Origin of the sequence: Prosthecobacter gellanilyticus (assembly GCF_007992435.1) — a bacterium.
GTDB classification, from domain to species: domain Bacteria; phylum Verrucomicrobiota; class Verrucomicrobiia; order Verrucomicrobiales; family Verrucomicrobiaceae; genus Prosthecobacter; species Prosthecobacter gellanilyticus.
In genome coordinates, this window is the sequence record NZ_BKAG01000041.1 from 24,917 (window position 1) to 40,260 (window position 15,344).

The following is a 15,344-nucleotide window of genomic DNA, read 5'->3' on the forward strand; positions in this document are numbered from 1 at the left end:
ACATAGGCTGGCCTTCAGGCGACTGCGGGCAGTTGATCGATCAGTTTGTCCAGGGTGATGGGATAGTCACGCACGCGCACACCGGTCGCGTTGTAGATGGCATTCGCCACCGCGGCGCCCACGCCACAGATGCCGAGTTCGCCCACTCCCTTGGCTTTCAGCGGAGAGGAGATCGGATCTGTTTCGTCCAGGAATATGACCTCTTGATGAGGGATGTCAGCATGCACGGGCACCTCATAGCTGGCGAGATCGTGATTCACGAAGAAGCCTCTCTTCTTGTCCACCTTCAGTTCCTCCATCAGCGCCGCTCCCACGCCCATGGTCATGGCTCCGATGACCTGGCTGCGGGCTGTCTTGGGATTCAGGATACGTCCCGCCGCGCACACCGCGAGCATGCGCCGCACGCGTGTTTCACCTGTGAAGCTGTCCACTGCCACCTCCACATAGTGAGCACCGAAGGTGGACTGCTGAAACTTCTTGTCCAGATCGCCATACTCCATCGTGTCTTCCACCTCGAGCCCCTTGTCTCCGGCGGCCTCGGCGAGTGACACACTACGACCTCCTGCGCTTACCTTGCCATCTGCAAAAATCGCCTCAGTCGCGCTGAGGCCTGTCTTTAGAGTGATGGCAGCCCGCAGCTTCATGCATGCTGCGTAGACGCCTGATGAGGAGCTGTTGCCTCCCCACTGTCCACCGGAACCGCAGGACACTGGAAACGTGGAATCTCCCAGCCTAACCGTGACTTTGTCCAAAGACACACCGAGTGTCTCGGCAGCAGTCTGAGCGATGACGGTATAGCTGCCTGTGCCGATGTCTGTCATGTCGGTCTCAACCGTGATATGGCCGCTTTTGTCGAGTTTCACTCGCGCGGCGGACTTCATCACAAGGTTATTGCGAAGTGCCGCTGCCACGCCCATGCCCATGAGCCAGCGGCCTTCGCGTGTTTGGCCGGGCTTGGCGTTACGCTTGTCCCAGCCGAATTTCTCGGCGCCGGTGCGCAGGCATTCGATCAAGCGGCGCTGCGAAAAGGGGCGCTCGGGCTTCTCAGGGTCGACCTGTGTGTCATTGAGAATGCGGAACTCGACAGGATCCATGCCCAGCTTTTCCGCCATCTCATCCACAGCAATCTCCAGCGCCATCATGCCCGGCGCCTCGCCAGGCGCACGCATGGCATTTCCCTCCGGTAGATCCAGCTCTGCAAGCCGCATGGCTGTCAGGCGATTGGCTCCCGCATACAGCAGCCGTGTCTGGCTGACTGCCGTTTCGGGTTCACCGCCCGGCAGATCACCAGACCAGCTTTCGTGGGCGATGGCGCTGAGCTGGCCATCCTTCGTCGCACCCAGGCGGATGCGCTGGATCGTTGCGGGACGATGGGTCGTGTTGTTGATCATCAGTGCCCGTTGCAGAGCGATTTTCACAGGCCTCTTCACGGCCCGGGCACCGAGCGCTGCCAGCAAAGCATCCGCTCGCAGGAAAAGCTTTCCACCGAAGCCGCCGCCGATAAAGGGGGAGATGAGGCGGACGTTTTCCTTTTGAATGCCGAGCGTTTTCGCCATGTCACCCACGCCCCAGCCCACCATTTGGTTGGAGGTCCAGATGGTGAGCTTGTCACCTTCCCAGGCGGCGATGGTCGCATGCGGCTCTATCATGGCATGGGACTGGTCCGGGGTGGTGTAGGTTGCATCCAGCTGCACTGGCGCAGCGGCAAAAGCCTTGTCGAAATCACCCACAGCCGTCTCAGGTGGTCCGCCAAAACCTTCCTTGGGCTTCTTGCCGGAGTCCTTGACACTGGCGAGATCGAAGGAGCCTTTGGCTGCTTCATACTTTACCCGAACCAATTGTGCGGCTGAGCGAGCTTGTTCAAAAGTTTCAGCCACCACTACGGCGATGGCTTGATGGTAGTGCTGGATCTCCGGACCTCCCAGCAGCTTCGCGGTATTGTGATCTCCCTTGTCCAGCTTACCGGCATTCTCGGCGGTGATGATGGCCAGCACGCCAGGAGCCGCTTTCGCCTGCCCAAGGTCCATGGATGAGATGCGTCCTTTGCCAATGGCCGCACCGACCACGTAGCCATAGGCTGGATTGGGGGCTGCCTCATGCTGCTCATACGCATAAGGAGCCTTGCCCGTGGTTTTCAGGGGGCCGTCGACTCGATCGAGTGGTTGGCCAACGACCTTGAGCTGGTCGATCGGATTCGTGGTGGCAGGCGTTTCGAATTTCATGGTCAGGCTCCTTTCGCTTCCGCCAGCACGGCACCCAGCACGCGTTCGACGAGTTTGACTTTGAAGGCATTGTCCTTGGTAGGCTTAGCATCCGCCAGCAGGCGCTCCGTCACTGCCTTGGCTCCGCGCGGCAGTTCGGCCTCGGCTGCCTCCACACGCCAGGGCTTGTGCGCCACGCCTCCCACAGCCACACGACCGGAGCCATCACGCTGAATGACGGCCGCGATCGAGACGAGGGCGAAGGCATAGGAAGCCCGGTCGCGAACTTTGTGGTAGATGTGCGTGCCACCGAGAGGTTTAGGCAGCGTGACGGCCGTGATCAGCTCACCTGGCTGCAGTACGGTCTCGAGGTGAGGCGTGTCGCCAGGCAGCCGGTGGAAGTCGGCGATGGGGATCGTTCGTGTTGTGCCATCAGGGAGGATGGTTTCGACGCTGGCATCCAGCACGCGCAGCGCCACCGCCATGTCACTCGGGTGTGTGGCGATGCATGCCTCGCTCACTCCAATGATGGCCAGCTGGCGGCTTGCACCGTCCACCGCACTGCAACCACTGCCTGGCAGCCGTTTATTGCACGGCTGGTTGGTATCGTAGAAATAGGGGCAGCGAGTGCGCTGCAGCAGATTACCTGCGGTGGTGGCCATGTTGCGCAACTGGCCGGAGGCACCCGCCACCAGCGCGCGAGACAGCACTCCGTAGTCTCGACGCACCCGTTCGTCAGCCGCGAGATCGGTGTTCCGCACCAGAGCGCCGATACGCAAGCCGCCCTCTGGAGTGGGCTCGATCTTGTCGAGCTGCAAACCGTTCACGTCGATCAAATGCATCGGCTCTTCGATCTCGAGCTTCATCAGGTCCAGCAGGTTCGTTCCACCGGCGACAAACTTGGCTCCTGGATGACGCATCGCGGCTCCAGCTGCTGCTGCGGGTGACTCTGCGCGTTCGTAGGTGAAAGGTTTCATGCCCTGCCTCCCGCGACTTGAGTGATGGCTTCCATGATGTTCGAGTAGGCACCGCAGCGGCAGAGATTGCCGCTCATGCGCTCTCGGATCTCAGAGGAGTCCCAGGACGGCGGTTTCATGAGATCTTCTGTGACGTGGCTTGGGATGCCCTCCTTGATCTCGCCAAGCACTGCCACCGCAGAGCATATCTGGCCGGAGGTGCAGTATCCGCATTGATAGCCATCACATTTCACAAAAGCCTCCTGCATGGGATGCATGTTCTCCGGTGTTCCAAGGCCCTCGATCGTGGTGACTTCGCTGCCTTGCTGCATCACCGCGAGTGTGAGGCAGGAATTGATGCGCCGCCCGTTCACCATGACCGTGCAGGCTCCGCACTGGCCTTGGTCACAGCCTTTCTTGCTGCCGGTGAGATGCAGGTGCTCGCGCAGTGCATCCAGCAGCGTGGTGCGGGTGTCGAGCTCGAGGTCGCAGGCCTTGCCGTTGACCTTGAGAGACACCTTCGCCAGGGAAGGTGCTGTGACCGGATTTACCGCAGCTGGGGCGGTCTCTGTCTGGGCGTGGACATCCGATCGCATGGCGGCGGCCGCCATCGTTGACGTACCCAGAACTAAAAAATCACGGCGAGAAATGTCAGATGCATCAGGACTTTGCATAGGGGTGGTCTCCTTTTGCGTTAAGCCGAACAGAGAAATCCGGCTCCGACAGATCGTTGGTTAGCGGCCATGCGGATGTCTTGATGTTGTGAGGTTTGCCCCTGACTGCATTACCGGGCTCTCCAGGTCATCACATCTTCCAAGGTGTCGAGGTCGAGGACTCCGTCTTCGAAGCTGTAGGTGGTAACCCTCCCGGCATCAGCCTTGATCACGGCCTTGGCTCCACGATCATCAGGCAGTGCCTGCAATTCAGCGAAGCACGACTGATCAAACAAGGCGGGAATGCCAAGTGTGCCCGCATAAGAGGAAGCAACGATGGCGCTGCCGGTTTGTGCCTGCTGCTCAACAAGACCGCGGATGACATCACGATTCACCGCAGGTTGATCACAGGCCAGGACGACGACGGCCGAGGCTGAGTGGATGGCATTCAGGCCGAGGCGGAGAGATCTGCCCATGCCACGTTGCCAGTTCTCGTTATGCACCAGCAGCGGATGCAGATCAGCGACAGCGTTTTCCACAGCTTCACGCTCGTGACCTGTCACCACGCAAACGATATCACAGCCTCCATCCTGCGCAGCTCGGACGGCGGCATGAACCAGTGTCTCACCGTTGCTTGTGAGCAACTGCTTTGGCTCACCGAGGCGTGTGGATCCACCTGCGGCCAGGATTATGCCGCCGATTCGACGCATAGGCCAGAAGTGAGGGTGGTTTGGTGGATGGGGGCCTTGCGATGACGTAACTGCTGGGCAGTGCCAGAGCCAAAGACGCACTGGATCTCAGCCACCATGGCCAGGGCAATTTCCTCTGGAGATTCTGCGCCGAGATGCAGACCCGCTGGTGCGAAGAGATCGGACTCCAGGGAGACTCCGGCCTGCATCACATCAAACAAGAGATCTTCACGCCGCCGCCGCGAACCCACGACGCCAACGTACTTCAACCCTCGTGGCAGAAGCTCCCGCAAAGCCGTGCAGTCCCGGCCAAAATGGTGCGTGGCCAGCACGACGGCGGTGCGGTCATCATACATCTCCGGTGACTCAGGTGCCTTTTCGTAATGCAGCACATCCCAGCCGAGCAGAGCTGCGTGAGCACGCAGGGCACTCGTCTCCGCTCCATTGCCGATCACCATGATCCGCAAGAAGGGCTCGATGGTTTGCACGAAGGCACCTGGGGTGGTTGTGAAGCCTGCCATCCGGGTGCCGCGATGAGCTCCGTGCAGAATCGTCTCGAGCTGGAAGGGCTGGCGGCTCTCCATCGACTCATGCCACACCTGCATCAGTCCCTCGGCAGCGGGCTCGACCAGAATCTCGATGGCGCCATGGCAACCGAAACGCAGGCGTGTGTCGAAGGTCATCAACTGCGGAATGCCTGTGCTTAGAACCCGGGCCGCGCAGACTATGACCTCGTCCTCGATGCAGCCGGCACTGACACCGCCTGCTGATTCACCTTCAGCACCGATGAGCATGCGCGCACCAGGACGCCGATAGCTGGATCCATGTGCTGCGACGAGGGTTGCCAGGGCAAGTGGCTGCTTGCGCCGTGCCTGCCAGAATCTGAGGATGTCACGAAGTTGCTTCATATCACATGGAGGCTCATGATGCGCATCACTGCCGCCAGGACGTAATCGTGCGCCGAACCAAAAAGGCCGGACGAATTGTGATGCAGAACTTTATTCCGAGGGGCCGCACGACGGGGAGGAGCCCTGATTGCTACATCCGGCGGGCCCATCAACAGCGATGATAAAACAGAAAATTAACTCTCTCATCTCCCGCACATGAATTCATTTCGGCTATGGCAAGGAAGTTCTTATCCGCTTGGCGCAAACTGGAATGGAGAAGGCACGAATTTCGCCCTGTTCAGCGAGCATGCTGAGAAGGTGGAACTGTGTCTCTTCGACCCAGCTGATCCTTTGAAAGAAGTGGCGCGTCTGCATCTCCGCGAGCGCACGGACCATGTGTTCCACGGCTTCATGCCGGATGTGAAGCCGGGAATGCTATATGCCTACCGCGTGCATGGCCCGTGGAAGCCTGAGGAGGGGCACCGCTTCAATGCGAAGAAGCTGCTGCTGGATCCCTACGCCAAGGCGATCTCGGGCGGCTTCACTTGGAAGGATGAGATGTTTGGCTACAAGATGGGGGGAAACGAAGACTTCGACATGGATGACCGCGACAATGCGGCCCTGATGCCACGCTGCGTGGTAGTGGATGACACCTTTGACTGGTCGGGCGACCGCCGGATCGACCGGGCCATGGCGGAGACGGTGATCTACGAAGTGCATGTGAAGGGTTTTTCCAAGCTCTGGGAGGTGCTGCCGGAGAATCTGCGTGGCACTTATGCAGGCATCGGCTCCAGTGAGGCGATCGCCTATTTCAAAGAGCTGGGTATCACGGCGGTGGAGTTGCTGCCTGTGCACCATTTTGTGAATGACAGCTTCCTGGAAGGACGAAACCTAACGAATTATTGGGGATACTCCAGCATCGGCTACTTTGCACCTGAGTCCCGTTACTCGGCCAGTGGAACGCTGGGGCAGCAGGTGACTGAGTTCAAAGGCATGGTCAAACAGCTTCATGCGGCAGGGATCGAGGTCATCATGGACGTGGTCTACAACCACACGGCGGAGGGCAACCACATGGGGCCGACGCTTTCCTTCAAGGGGATCGACAATGCGAGTTACTACCGCCGCGTGGCGGACTCTCCCCGTCATTACATGGACTACACCGGTACGGGTAACACCCTGAACATGCAGCATCCACGTGTGCTGCAGCTGGTCATGGACTCTTTGCGCTACTTTGCGGTGGAGTGCCGGGTGGACGGCTTCCGCTTTGATCTGGCCTCAACCCTCGCCCGCGAACTGCATGAGGTGGACAAGCTGGGCGGCTTCTTTGACATCATCCATCAGGATCCAGTTTTGCAGCGCGTGAAGCTCATCGCTGAACCGTGGGATGTGGGTGAGGGCGGTTATCAGGTCGGAAATTTCCCGGTGGGCTGGGCGGAGTGGAACGGGAAGTATCGAGATTGTGTGCGTGCTTATTGGCGGGGCGATGATTCGCAGATTGGCGAGCTGGCAGCACGTCTGACCGGCTCGAGCGACCTCTATCAAAATGATGGCCGCCGGCCTTATTCGAGCATCAATTTCCTCATCGCGCATGACGGTTTCACGCTGAACGATCTCGTCAGCTACAATGACAAGCACAACGAGGCCAACGGCGAGGGCAACAATGATGGGGACAACAACAACCATTCCTGGAACTGTGGTGCGGAAGGTCCCACGGAAGATGAAGCCATCAACAAGCTGAGGCGGCGCCAGCAGCGGAACCTTCTGGCCACACTGTTCTTTTCCCAGGGAGTGCCGATGATCTGCGGCGGGGATGAGTATGGACGCACGCAGATGGGGAATAACAATGCCTACTGCCAGGACAATGAGATCAGCTGGTTCAAATGGGAGCGGACGGCGGAGGAGAATGCTCAGAAAGATTTTACGGCGCGGCTCATCGCACTGCGGCATGAACATCCGATCTTGCGCCGGCCGAAGTTCTTTCACGGGCGGAAGGTGCGTGGTGCCGGGGTGAAGGACATCACCTGGCTGAATCCTGGAGGCCAGGAGATGGGTGACGAAGAGTGGGACACGCACTTCGTGAAAACCCTCGGTGTGCTGCTGTCTGGTGAAGCCGTGGATGTGCGGGACTGGTATGGCTCTCCTGTGAAGGACGATACCTTCCTGATGCTGCTGAATGCCTCGCATGAACCGATCGACTTTGTCCTGCCCAACCATGCGGCCAAACGCTGGGCCGTGATCTTGAACACCGCGGCTGAGAGTGGCTTTGTGACGCCCCAACCCGAGTTTGCGGCAGGAAAGAAGTTCAGTCTTACCGACCGTTCCTTTGTGCTGCTCCGGCGTTGCGCTTGAGGTCGCGTCATGCTTTGCTCAAGTGCATGAAGGATCTGGCCCTCAGCTGGAAGACGACCTCCCGTATTCTGGGCCTGACCGCCGCAGGAATAGGGTTGCTCGGCTTCCTGGGTTGGGTCTTGCAGGTGGATGTGCTGAAGCGAGTTCACCCGGCCTGGGTGACGATGAAGGCGAACACGGGTCTGTGTCTCATGCTGGCAGGAATGGCGGTGGCGCTGCTGCATGATGAGCAGCTCAGCCATGCACGGCGCCGTGTGTCCCAGGTCTTCGCTGTCATCATCGCCATGGTGGGGCTGCTGACGCTGGGAGAGCATTTTGAATGGTGGCACACACCTTTGGACCAGTGGCTGTTTCATGAAACGGTTCCGGAGGCCGGACGCTCCTTTCCTGGCAGGATGGGTCCTGCCTCCGCCGCGAATTTCATGCTGCTGGGCCTGGCGCTGCTACTGATCGACCGCAAACCGGGGCAGTTGTGGTGGCCGGCGCAGATCTGCGCACTCGCGGTGATGGCCCTCACCTTCCTCATCTCCCTAACCTACTTTTATGCCTTCGATGTGCCGCTTGCCCTGGCGAAATATCTCTCCATTGCACCGCATACGGTGGTGGCCTTCATGATGCTTTCCACGGCCATCCTCTTCGCGCGGCCGGAGCGTGGTTTCATGGCCGTGATCTGCGCAGACAACACGGGCGGCATCATCGCGCGCCGGCTGCTGCCAGCAGCCTTGATCTGGCCCACCTTCATCGGCTGGCTTTGTACGCTTGGGCATCTGGCCGGCTATCTGGGGCGCGGGTTGGACACGGCATTGCTCGCCAGCTCGCTGACCCTGATCTTTACGGGACTGGTGTGGTGGGCGGCGCGTGCGCTGGGGAGCGCGGCGGAACGCAGGCGGCGTGCGGAGGACAAGCTGCGGCGCAGTGAGCACGAGCTCTCAGACTTCTTCGACAATGCGGCGATCGCTCTGCACTGGATGGGACCTGATGGATGCGTGCTGCGGGTGAATGACAAGGAACTCTCGATGCTAGGCTACTCACGCGAGGAGTATCTGGGCCGGCACATCAAGGATTTCCACGCCGATCCAAAGGTCAGTGCCGACATTCTGGCGCGGCTCACACTGGGCGAGATCCTCACAGACTATCCTGCGCGCATGCGCTGCAAAGACGGCTCCATGCGTGACGTGCTCATTCATTCCAGCGTGTATTGGGAGAATGGAAAGTTCATTCACACGCGCTGCTTCACGCGTGACGTGACCGAGCGCCTGCGGGACGCGGCGGCACTGGCACAGGCACGTGATGTGGCGGAGGCGGCCAACCGGGCTAAGGATGACTTCCTGGCAGTGCTCAGCCATGAGCTGCGCACGCCGCTGATGCCAGCGCTCGCCACCGTGTCTGACCTGGAGTCTGAGCTGCCTCAAGATCCTGCGGAACTGCGCCAGGAACTCTCGGTGATCCGGCGGAACATCGAGCTGGAAGCCAGGCTGGTGGATGACCTGCTGGATGTGACGAGGATCAACCACGGCAAGCTGCGAATCCACGCCGCGCCGGTGAATCTGCACACGGCCCTGACTCACGCGCTGACCATCGCAGGCCCCATGCTGCGTGAGAAGAACATCTCGGTCGTGTCAGATCTGGCGGCACAGGATCGCTTCGTGCGTGGAGATGCGGCGCGCCTGGCGCAGATCTTCTCCAACCTGCTGACGAATGCCGCCAAGTTCACGCCCAAGGCTGGCAAGGTCGAGGTGCACAGCATGAACGAGGGCAATGTCATCAAGGTGGTGGTCAGTGACACGGGCATTGGCATTGATGCCGCGATGCTGCCGCGCATTTTTGAGGCCTTTCATCAAGGTGGCATCAGTGCCACGCGGCAGTTTGGCGGCCTGGGACTGGGGTTGAGCGTGGCAAAGAGTCTGGTGGAGTCTCATGGAGGGAGCCTCAAGGCCTACAGCGGAGGACTCGGCCGTGGTGCCACCTTCGTGGTAATCCTTCCGGTGCAGGAAACTCCTGCTGCGGACATCACAGCCACACCTCCTGCGGATGCACCCCCTGCCAGTGTCATCCGCATCATGCTGGTGGAGGATCACGAGGACACGCGCCGCATTCTCCAGCGCCTCCTTGAGCGGTGGGGGCATCATGTCACCGTGGCTGGCAATGTGGCGGATGCGAGGCGCGCGATCACCAGCGGTGAGTTTGATTTGCTGCTGAGCGACTTCGGTCTGCCGGATGGCACGGGCCTGGACGTTATTGCCGCATTGCGTGAGAAGTCCACCATTCCGGCGGTGGCGATGAGCGGCTACGGCATGGACGCGGATCTGGCGCGCACACGTGCGGCAGGATTCTCTGAGCATCTGGTGAAGCCGATCACGGCGGATGTCCTCAAACAGTTGGTGAGCCGCTACGCCGCGGCGAGGAAGAGTCAGGAGCTCGTCTGAACGAGACACAGGCACAGGCCTTAACGTGGGCTCAGGAGTGGAGAATGGTCGTACGCGGGGAGAACCAAAGTGTCATACCCAGGCGAATCTGAGTGCGTCGATCGCATTCCACCAAACTCAAACTTACACCCTTATGAAATTGAAGACACTCAACGACCTGTTCATCCATGAACTCAAAGACCTTTACAGCGCAGAGAACCAGCTTGTGAAGGCATTGCCGAAGATGGCCAAGGCTGCTTCGAATGAAGACCTCCGCGCAGGCTTCGAAGCGCATTTGGAAGAGACCAAGACTCACGTCGCGCGCCTGGAGGAGATCGCCGAGAGCTGCGAATGCAAACTCACCGGTCACAAGTGCAAGGCCATGGAAGGTTTGATCGCAGAAGGCAGCGAGCTCATCAGCGAGGATGCTGATGAGGCGGTGCGTGATGCCGGCCTGATCGGCGCGGCACAGCGCGTGGAGCACTACGAGATCGCCGGCTATGGCACTGCACGCGCCCTGGCCGAGTGTCTCGGTTACGACGATGCGGTGAAGCTGCTGTCGGAAACGCTGGAGGAGGAGAAGGCGTGTGATGAGAAGCTCACCGAGCTCGCCGAAAGCACCATCAATGCCGAGGCGGCCGAGATGTCCGACGCTTGATATGAACCACTGCCAGCGGGGGCGCTGCTGCTCCCGCTGGCCTAATCATCAACATGCCAATCCAATGACTCCCTGTGACACCTGCGGAAACACCTACGACAAGGCCTTCACTGTCATCATGGATGGCCAGTCTTATGTTTTCGACAGCTTCGAATGCGCCATCCAGCGGCTCGCGCCAACCTGTGAAGTCTGCCAGTGCCGCATCATCGGGCACGGTCTCGAGTCAGATGGCAAAATGTACTGCTGCGCGCACTGTGCGGAGCATGGTGGAGAAACCTCACTCCGTGACCGGGCATGATCACGCGCTACCCCCTGGCTGTCGGCATTGCCGACCTGATGTCATTCGGTCAGGAACTACGGTCAGCGGCCGACGTGGACCTGACCTGCTTCATGGGACCCTGGCGGGTCATCGCCTGCATGGACAATGCGATGGAGCGTGAAATGGTCGATGCGGTTGAAACATATATGCTGCGAGAGGACGGCAGCATTGAGGTGCATTTTCGCTGGCGGGAAAAGTCCTTCACGGCTGAGGAGAAGGCTTTTGAGTCGGTGTGCCAGGTGGCCGGAGGCTCGACGAACGCGCAGTGGAAGGCCGCGCTCTTTCCGCTGTTGAGCGCACGTTTCTCCATCCTTGCCGTCCATCCCCAGTATGAGTGGGCCGCCATGGCTCATCCATCCCGTAAATTTGGCTGGGTGCTTTCACGCGGACGGGCCATGGAGGCGCGTGACTACCGGGAGGCTTTGCGTGTTTTTGAACATCAGGGCTTTGATATTCGCAGCTTCATCAAAATACCTCAGTTTGTCAGGCGGGAGAAATATTCGGGCATCTGCCTGCCGCAGGCTTCGTTTAAGTGTGCCTAAGGACTTGGTCTATGTGTCGGAATTGCCACCACACTGGCCCGACATGCATGGAAAATGCAGCGAAGTTTGTCATCAGGGAACATCAGGGAAAGCCTGAGTAAACATACAGGCTGCGGCCCGATTGTCCTGATGAGTAGTTGATCCATAATCAGGTTACCAACAATCATGAAAACACAGACCCTTACCAAGAGCGTAGTCGCCAAAAAGCCGGCTTCCGGCGCTAAGAATGGTGCCAAGAAAAACGGCACTCTGAATGGCGGTTCGAACGGGGCACACAAGCCCGGAGATCAAGCCACAGAACCTGTTGGAGATGAGGAAAACGTCACGGCCAGCATGGCTGCCTTCCAGGAGGAAGAGATTGCGGCGCGTGCCTACTACATCTGGATGCAACGAGGCTGCCCGGATGGTTGTGATGAGGAGAACTGGCACCAGGCCGAGCAGGAGCTGGCGAGTGCCTCCAAAGTGTAATTTTCAGCGTCAAAGTTTAGCATTGTTTGCGACCTCCCTCCCCGACAATGAACAATTTCTCTTCCGATCTCGAACTGCCTGAGGAAGTCGCTCCTAATCATTCTCTGAGCTGGCTGTATGATGCCGTCCCAGAGGCTGAGCAGGACGAAGACCGTGAACCGGCGGAACTGTCTGCCGCCGGGACATGGGCCAATGAATATTCCCCTTTGTAAGACATAACCCAACCAATAAACTTTATGTCAACGCATCATAAGACCCAGCCGTGCCAATGGATCTGCCAGTGGAAGGGAACGCAGATGTGCGCTCAATGTGTGCTTAATTCACAGTCCCTCGCCGACCATCGTGTCAGTCTGGGTGTGCTGTGCGGAGTGAACAACCTTTATTACCCGCATGATCTGCCGCCATGCATGGTCGGTGATAAGATCGATTGGTCCGGCAAGGTGCCAGAGAGCCAGATGCTGGCAGCAGCCTGAGAAGGCTGACTAGATAACATTCAAAAAGCCCCGCCTTAATCCGGCGGGGCTTTTTGTTGAATGACGATCAAGCTTTGTCTTGCTCATCTGTCGAAGATGATTCGACACGTTCCTGAATCTCCCGCCGACTGAAAAGGCCGACAATCCTCATCTCCCTGTCCACCACGGGGATAAAGGCCAGACCGGACTCCTTCATCCGCTTTTTAGCCTCTTCACAGTCCTCGTCTTCGTAGCAGAAGATGAGATCTTTGCTCATGATCTCGCCGACCCGGCAGTCGTCTGGATCGTGGCCATGGCGCGTCACCTGCCAGTCGGGATTCTTCTGGTCGACCATGCCCACCAGATTGCGGCCGACGGTAACTGGCCAGGTGGTAGCGTCATGCTGCCGCATGCGGTCACCTGCAGTCTTCACGCTGTCCTCCGGGTGCAGCGCGCCGGATTTTTCGGCGGCAAGGCTCTTTAGTGGCACAGCGTCTTCTAATTTGTTTTCAGACATAAATTTTGTTAGGGGAGTGCTTGAGACGGCCAGAGAGGCCAGCCGCCATCCAAGTTTTTTGTTCGTACTAAATCCAATTTCGGTAACACCACGGGCCAGCAGGCATGCCTGCTGGCCCGTGGTGGCCTCCTGTTAAATGTGTCAGGTGCAGCCGCGAAGCAGATACAGAGCGAGCAGCACAGGAACCGGGATGCCGATTAGCCAGAGGAAGACCCAGCCAATCTTGCCGGAGTTGTAGCGGTTTTTGATGGATGTTTTCATAACACTGTGGATTCGCGGGGATAAGGGGGGGCGCGCTTATCAAGTGCCCGGGGTCTTTCCCCCAGTGCCGATCATTTTTCCCGCTCCTATGAACAATGAGCACGGCCAGACGTGCGGCCATTTGCGAACGTTTGACGAATGAATTGTTCATCTGTGCCCCACCCGATGGGAGCGTCGCTAACACCAACATGAACCTCGCAGCCACTCCAAGAATCCAGCCCGTCGTGGGCAGACGAATGATGGTCGTGGACGATCATCCTATCTTCCGTCACGGCATCTGCCAGTTTTTAGGCCAGTTTTCCGAAGTCAGTGTATGCGGCGAGGCCGCCAATGCGCAGCTGGCTTTGGAAAACATGCGCCGGCTGAATCCCGAGATCGTGGTGCTGGACATCTCCATGCCAGGCATGAATGGCATCGAGCTGATCAAGCACATGCTGGCCGAGCACCCGAAGGTGCTGATCCTGATGCTTTCCTCTCATGAGGAGTCCCTCTATGCTCTGCGTGCGCTGCGCGCGGGTGCCAAAGGGTATGTGATGAAGCAGCAGGCGATGGAGCACATTCTGGAAGCGTTGCGCAAAATCATCAGCGGGGGCATCTACGTGAGTCCGGAATTCAGCGAGAAGCTTGTCTTCAAAGCCATCGTGGGAAGCACCGGAGATCTGGGATCTCCCGTGGAGAAGCTCTCGGACCGCGAGCTTGAGGTGCTGCAGTTGTTCGGACAGGGCAAGAGCACGCGAGAGATCGGCGAGACGCTGCGTCTAAGCATGAAGACCATTGAGACTCACCGCTCTCACATTAAAGAGAAGTTGGGATTTAGCAGCGCGGAGGAACTGGTGAAGTTTGCCACCGAGTGGGTCACGGCGAACGGCCCCTAGAGGTTTCTAACAATCCTTCGGGGTCGATTGGCTCCAACGAAAATGCCGACCACAGTGAGTGGTCGGCATTTTCATTTCCGGAGGCAGCTTCCGTCAGCCCGCCACACGGACCTCGCTGTCAACCAGTCCGCGGTCGATGGCATAACGTGTGAGTCCGGCAGTCTCATGAATGTTCAGCTTGTCCATGAGGTTCTGACGATGCTTCTCCACGGTCTTCATGCAGATGTTGAGCTCGGCAGCCATCTCTTTGTTGGCCTTGCCTTCCGCCACAAGCTGGAGGACCTCGGTCTCACGGGTGGTGAGTTGAGTTGGCTTGCGACGGCCGAGGTCCATCTGGCTCTCTTCTGTGAGGCGCTGCATGTATCTGGCCACAGTGGGGTTGAAGCATGTCTCCCCCTTGTAGGCTGCACGGATGGCCGTTGGCAGGGAACTGGCCGCAGTCTGCTTCAGGAGATAACCGGAGATTTTGAGGTTCACCAGTTCCTCCAGATGCGCGGGGTCGCTGGAGGCGGACAGGATGAGGATCTTCGTGTTGGGCGCTTCTTTGAGAATCTGCCGTGTGGCCTCCAGCCCGTTGAGAAGAGGCATACGAATGTCCATGACGACCACATCAGGCTTGAGGGACTGGCAGAGCTTCACGGCGAGACGCCCATTGGCGGCCTCTCCGACGATCTTGATGTCTTCCTGATCTGACAGGAGGGAGCGCAGTCCATCTCTCAGCATGGTGTGATCTTCACAGAGCAGAATGGAAATGGTATTCATGGTGGGAGCAAAGAGTGCAGTCTAACCTTCTCAAGCGTTTCTTGATCAGGCGAGCCGGGGGAAACGGGCAGGTTTAGCTGCCCGCTCCCCCTGGAAACGTTCACACCGAAGGGCGACGGCCCGTAAACAGCGAGATCAGAAACAGGATCAAAAACACGACAAAGCAGATGTGGGCGATGGAGGTGGCAGCGCCGGCGACGCCGCTGAAACCTAGTGCCGCTGCGATGAGGGCGATGATGAGGAATGTGATGGTATAAGATAGCATGATGGTTTACCTTTCTATGCCCATCATTCGCGTCACCTCACCGGGTTGGCTGTCTCACAGAGCAGGTTTCCTCATAGATGTCTCA

16 protein-coding genes are annotated in these 15,344 nt (G+C 58.7%); 8 read left to right on the top strand and 8 right to left on the bottom strand.

Features of this window, described 5'->3' with window-relative positions; translation table 11 throughout:
• Nucleotides 1-14: 14 nt before the first annotated feature.
• The 5 genes from paoC to BGE01nite_RS21645 form a co-directional block, all read right to left on the bottom strand.
• Entirely contained in the window at nucleotides 15-2,222 is a 2,208-nt protein-coding gene (gene paoC / locus BGE01nite_RS21625; RefSeq protein ID WP_146853594.1) for an aldehyde oxidoreductase molybdenum-binding subunit PaoC, read from the bottom strand.
• A 2-nt stretch (nucleotides 2,223-2,224) separates the two neighbouring features.
• On the bottom strand, nucleotides 2,225-3,178 hold the full coding sequence (locus BGE01nite_RS21630) for an FAD binding domain-containing protein (RefSeq protein WP_146853596.1): 954 nt from the start codon (nucleotides 3,176-3,178) through the stop codon (nucleotides 2,225-2,227).
• A complete protein-coding gene (paoA, locus tag BGE01nite_RS21635; RefSeq protein WP_146853598.1) occupies nucleotides 3,175-3,831 on the bottom strand; it encodes an aldehyde dehydrogenase iron-sulfur subunit PaoA in 657 nt (218 codons plus the stop codon). The genes BGE01nite_RS21630 and paoA overlap by 4 nt, the downstream gene beginning before the upstream one ends.
• Nucleotides 3,832-3,941: 110 nt before the next feature.
• Nucleotides 3,942-4,520 (bottom strand): nucleotidyltransferase family protein, encoded by a 579-nt coding sequence (locus BGE01nite_RS21640; RefSeq protein WP_146853600.1) that lies wholly within the window; start codon nucleotides 4,518-4,520, stop codon nucleotides 3,942-3,944.
• Complete coding sequence (locus tag BGE01nite_RS21645) at nucleotides 4,499-5,407, bottom strand: XdhC family protein (RefSeq protein WP_146853602.1); 909 nt, start codon at nucleotides 5,405-5,407, stop codon at nucleotides 4,499-4,501. The genes BGE01nite_RS21640 and BGE01nite_RS21645 overlap by 22 nt, the downstream gene beginning before the upstream one ends.
• 195 nt (nucleotides 5,408-5,602) lie before the next feature.
• Between BGE01nite_RS21645 and glgX the strand changes: the two genes are divergently transcribed.
• The 7 genes from glgX (at nucleotide 5,603) to BGE01nite_RS21680 (ending at nucleotide 12,600) form a co-directional block, all read left to right on the top strand.
• Entirely contained in the window at nucleotides 5,603-7,735 is a 2,133-nt protein-coding gene (gene glgX, locus BGE01nite_RS21650) for a glycogen debranching protein GlgX (protein WP_146853604.1), read from the top strand.
• A 26-nt stretch (nucleotides 7,736-7,761) separates the two neighbouring features.
• On the top strand, nucleotides 7,762-10,161 hold the full coding sequence (locus BGE01nite_RS21655) for a hybrid sensor histidine kinase/response regulator (RefSeq protein WP_146853606.1): 2,400 nt from the start codon (nucleotides 7,762-7,764) through the stop codon (nucleotides 10,159-10,161).
• Nucleotides 10,162-10,294: 133 nt separating this feature from the next.
• A complete protein-coding gene (locus BGE01nite_RS21660; RefSeq protein ID WP_146853608.1) occupies nucleotides 10,295-10,798 on the top strand; it encodes a YciE/YciF ferroxidase family protein in 504 nt (167 codons plus the stop codon).
• A gap of 64 nt (nucleotides 10,799-10,862) precedes the next feature.
• A complete protein-coding gene (locus BGE01nite_RS21665) occupies nucleotides 10,863-11,096 on the top strand; it encodes a hypothetical protein (protein WP_146853610.1) in 234 nt (77 codons plus the stop codon).
• Nucleotides 11,093-11,659, top strand: coding sequence for a lipocalin family protein (locus BGE01nite_RS21670; protein WP_146853612.1), 567 nt, complete (start codon nucleotides 11,093-11,095; stop codon nucleotides 11,657-11,659). Before BGE01nite_RS21665 ends, BGE01nite_RS21670 begins: the two co-directional genes overlap by 4 nt.
• A 165-nt stretch (nucleotides 11,660-11,824) precedes the next feature.
• Complete coding sequence (locus BGE01nite_RS29455) at nucleotides 11,825-12,127, top strand: DUF2934 domain-containing protein (protein ID WP_218033061.1); 303 nt, start codon at nucleotides 11,825-11,827, stop codon at nucleotides 12,125-12,127.
• Between the two features lie 236 nt (nucleotides 12,128-12,363).
• Nucleotides 12,364-12,600 carry a hypothetical protein gene (locus BGE01nite_RS21680; protein WP_146853614.1) on the top strand — a complete coding sequence of 79 codons (237 nt, stop codon included), beginning with the start codon at nucleotides 12,364-12,366 and terminating at the stop codon, nucleotides 12,598-12,600.
• Nucleotides 12,601-12,667: 67 nt separating this feature from the next.
• On the opposite strand, the gene BGE01nite_RS21685 is transcribed toward BGE01nite_RS21680, so the two are convergent.
• Nucleotides 12,668-13,096 carry a CBS domain-containing protein gene (locus BGE01nite_RS21685; RefSeq protein WP_146853616.1) on the bottom strand — a complete coding sequence of 143 codons (429 nt, stop codon included), beginning with the start codon at nucleotides 13,094-13,096 and terminating at the stop codon, nucleotides 12,668-12,670.
• A 449-nt stretch (nucleotides 13,097-13,545) separates the two neighbouring features.
• On the opposite strand from BGE01nite_RS21685, the gene BGE01nite_RS21690 reads away from it, so the two are divergent.
• Nucleotides 13,546-14,232 (top strand): response regulator, encoded by a 687-nt coding sequence (locus tag BGE01nite_RS21690; RefSeq protein ID WP_146853618.1) that lies wholly within the window; start codon nucleotides 13,546-13,548, stop codon nucleotides 14,230-14,232.
• Nucleotides 14,233-14,325: 93 nt separating this feature from the next.
• Here the strand turns inward: BGE01nite_RS21690 and BGE01nite_RS21695 are convergent, their stop codons facing one another.
• Together BGE01nite_RS21695 and BGE01nite_RS21700 are read right to left on the bottom strand one after the other, a co-directional pair.
• The gene (locus BGE01nite_RS21695; RefSeq protein ID WP_146853620.1) at nucleotides 14,326-14,994 is read right to left on the bottom strand and encodes a response regulator; all 669 of its coding nucleotides are present in this window, start codon (nucleotides 14,992-14,994) and stop codon (nucleotides 14,326-14,328) included.
• A 100-nt stretch (nucleotides 14,995-15,094) separates the two neighbouring features.
• Nucleotides 15,095-15,259 (bottom strand): DUF1328 domain-containing protein, encoded by a 165-nt coding sequence (locus BGE01nite_RS21700; RefSeq protein WP_146853622.1) that lies wholly within the window; start codon nucleotides 15,257-15,259, stop codon nucleotides 15,095-15,097.
• Nucleotides 15,260-15,344: the final 85 nt, after the last annotated feature.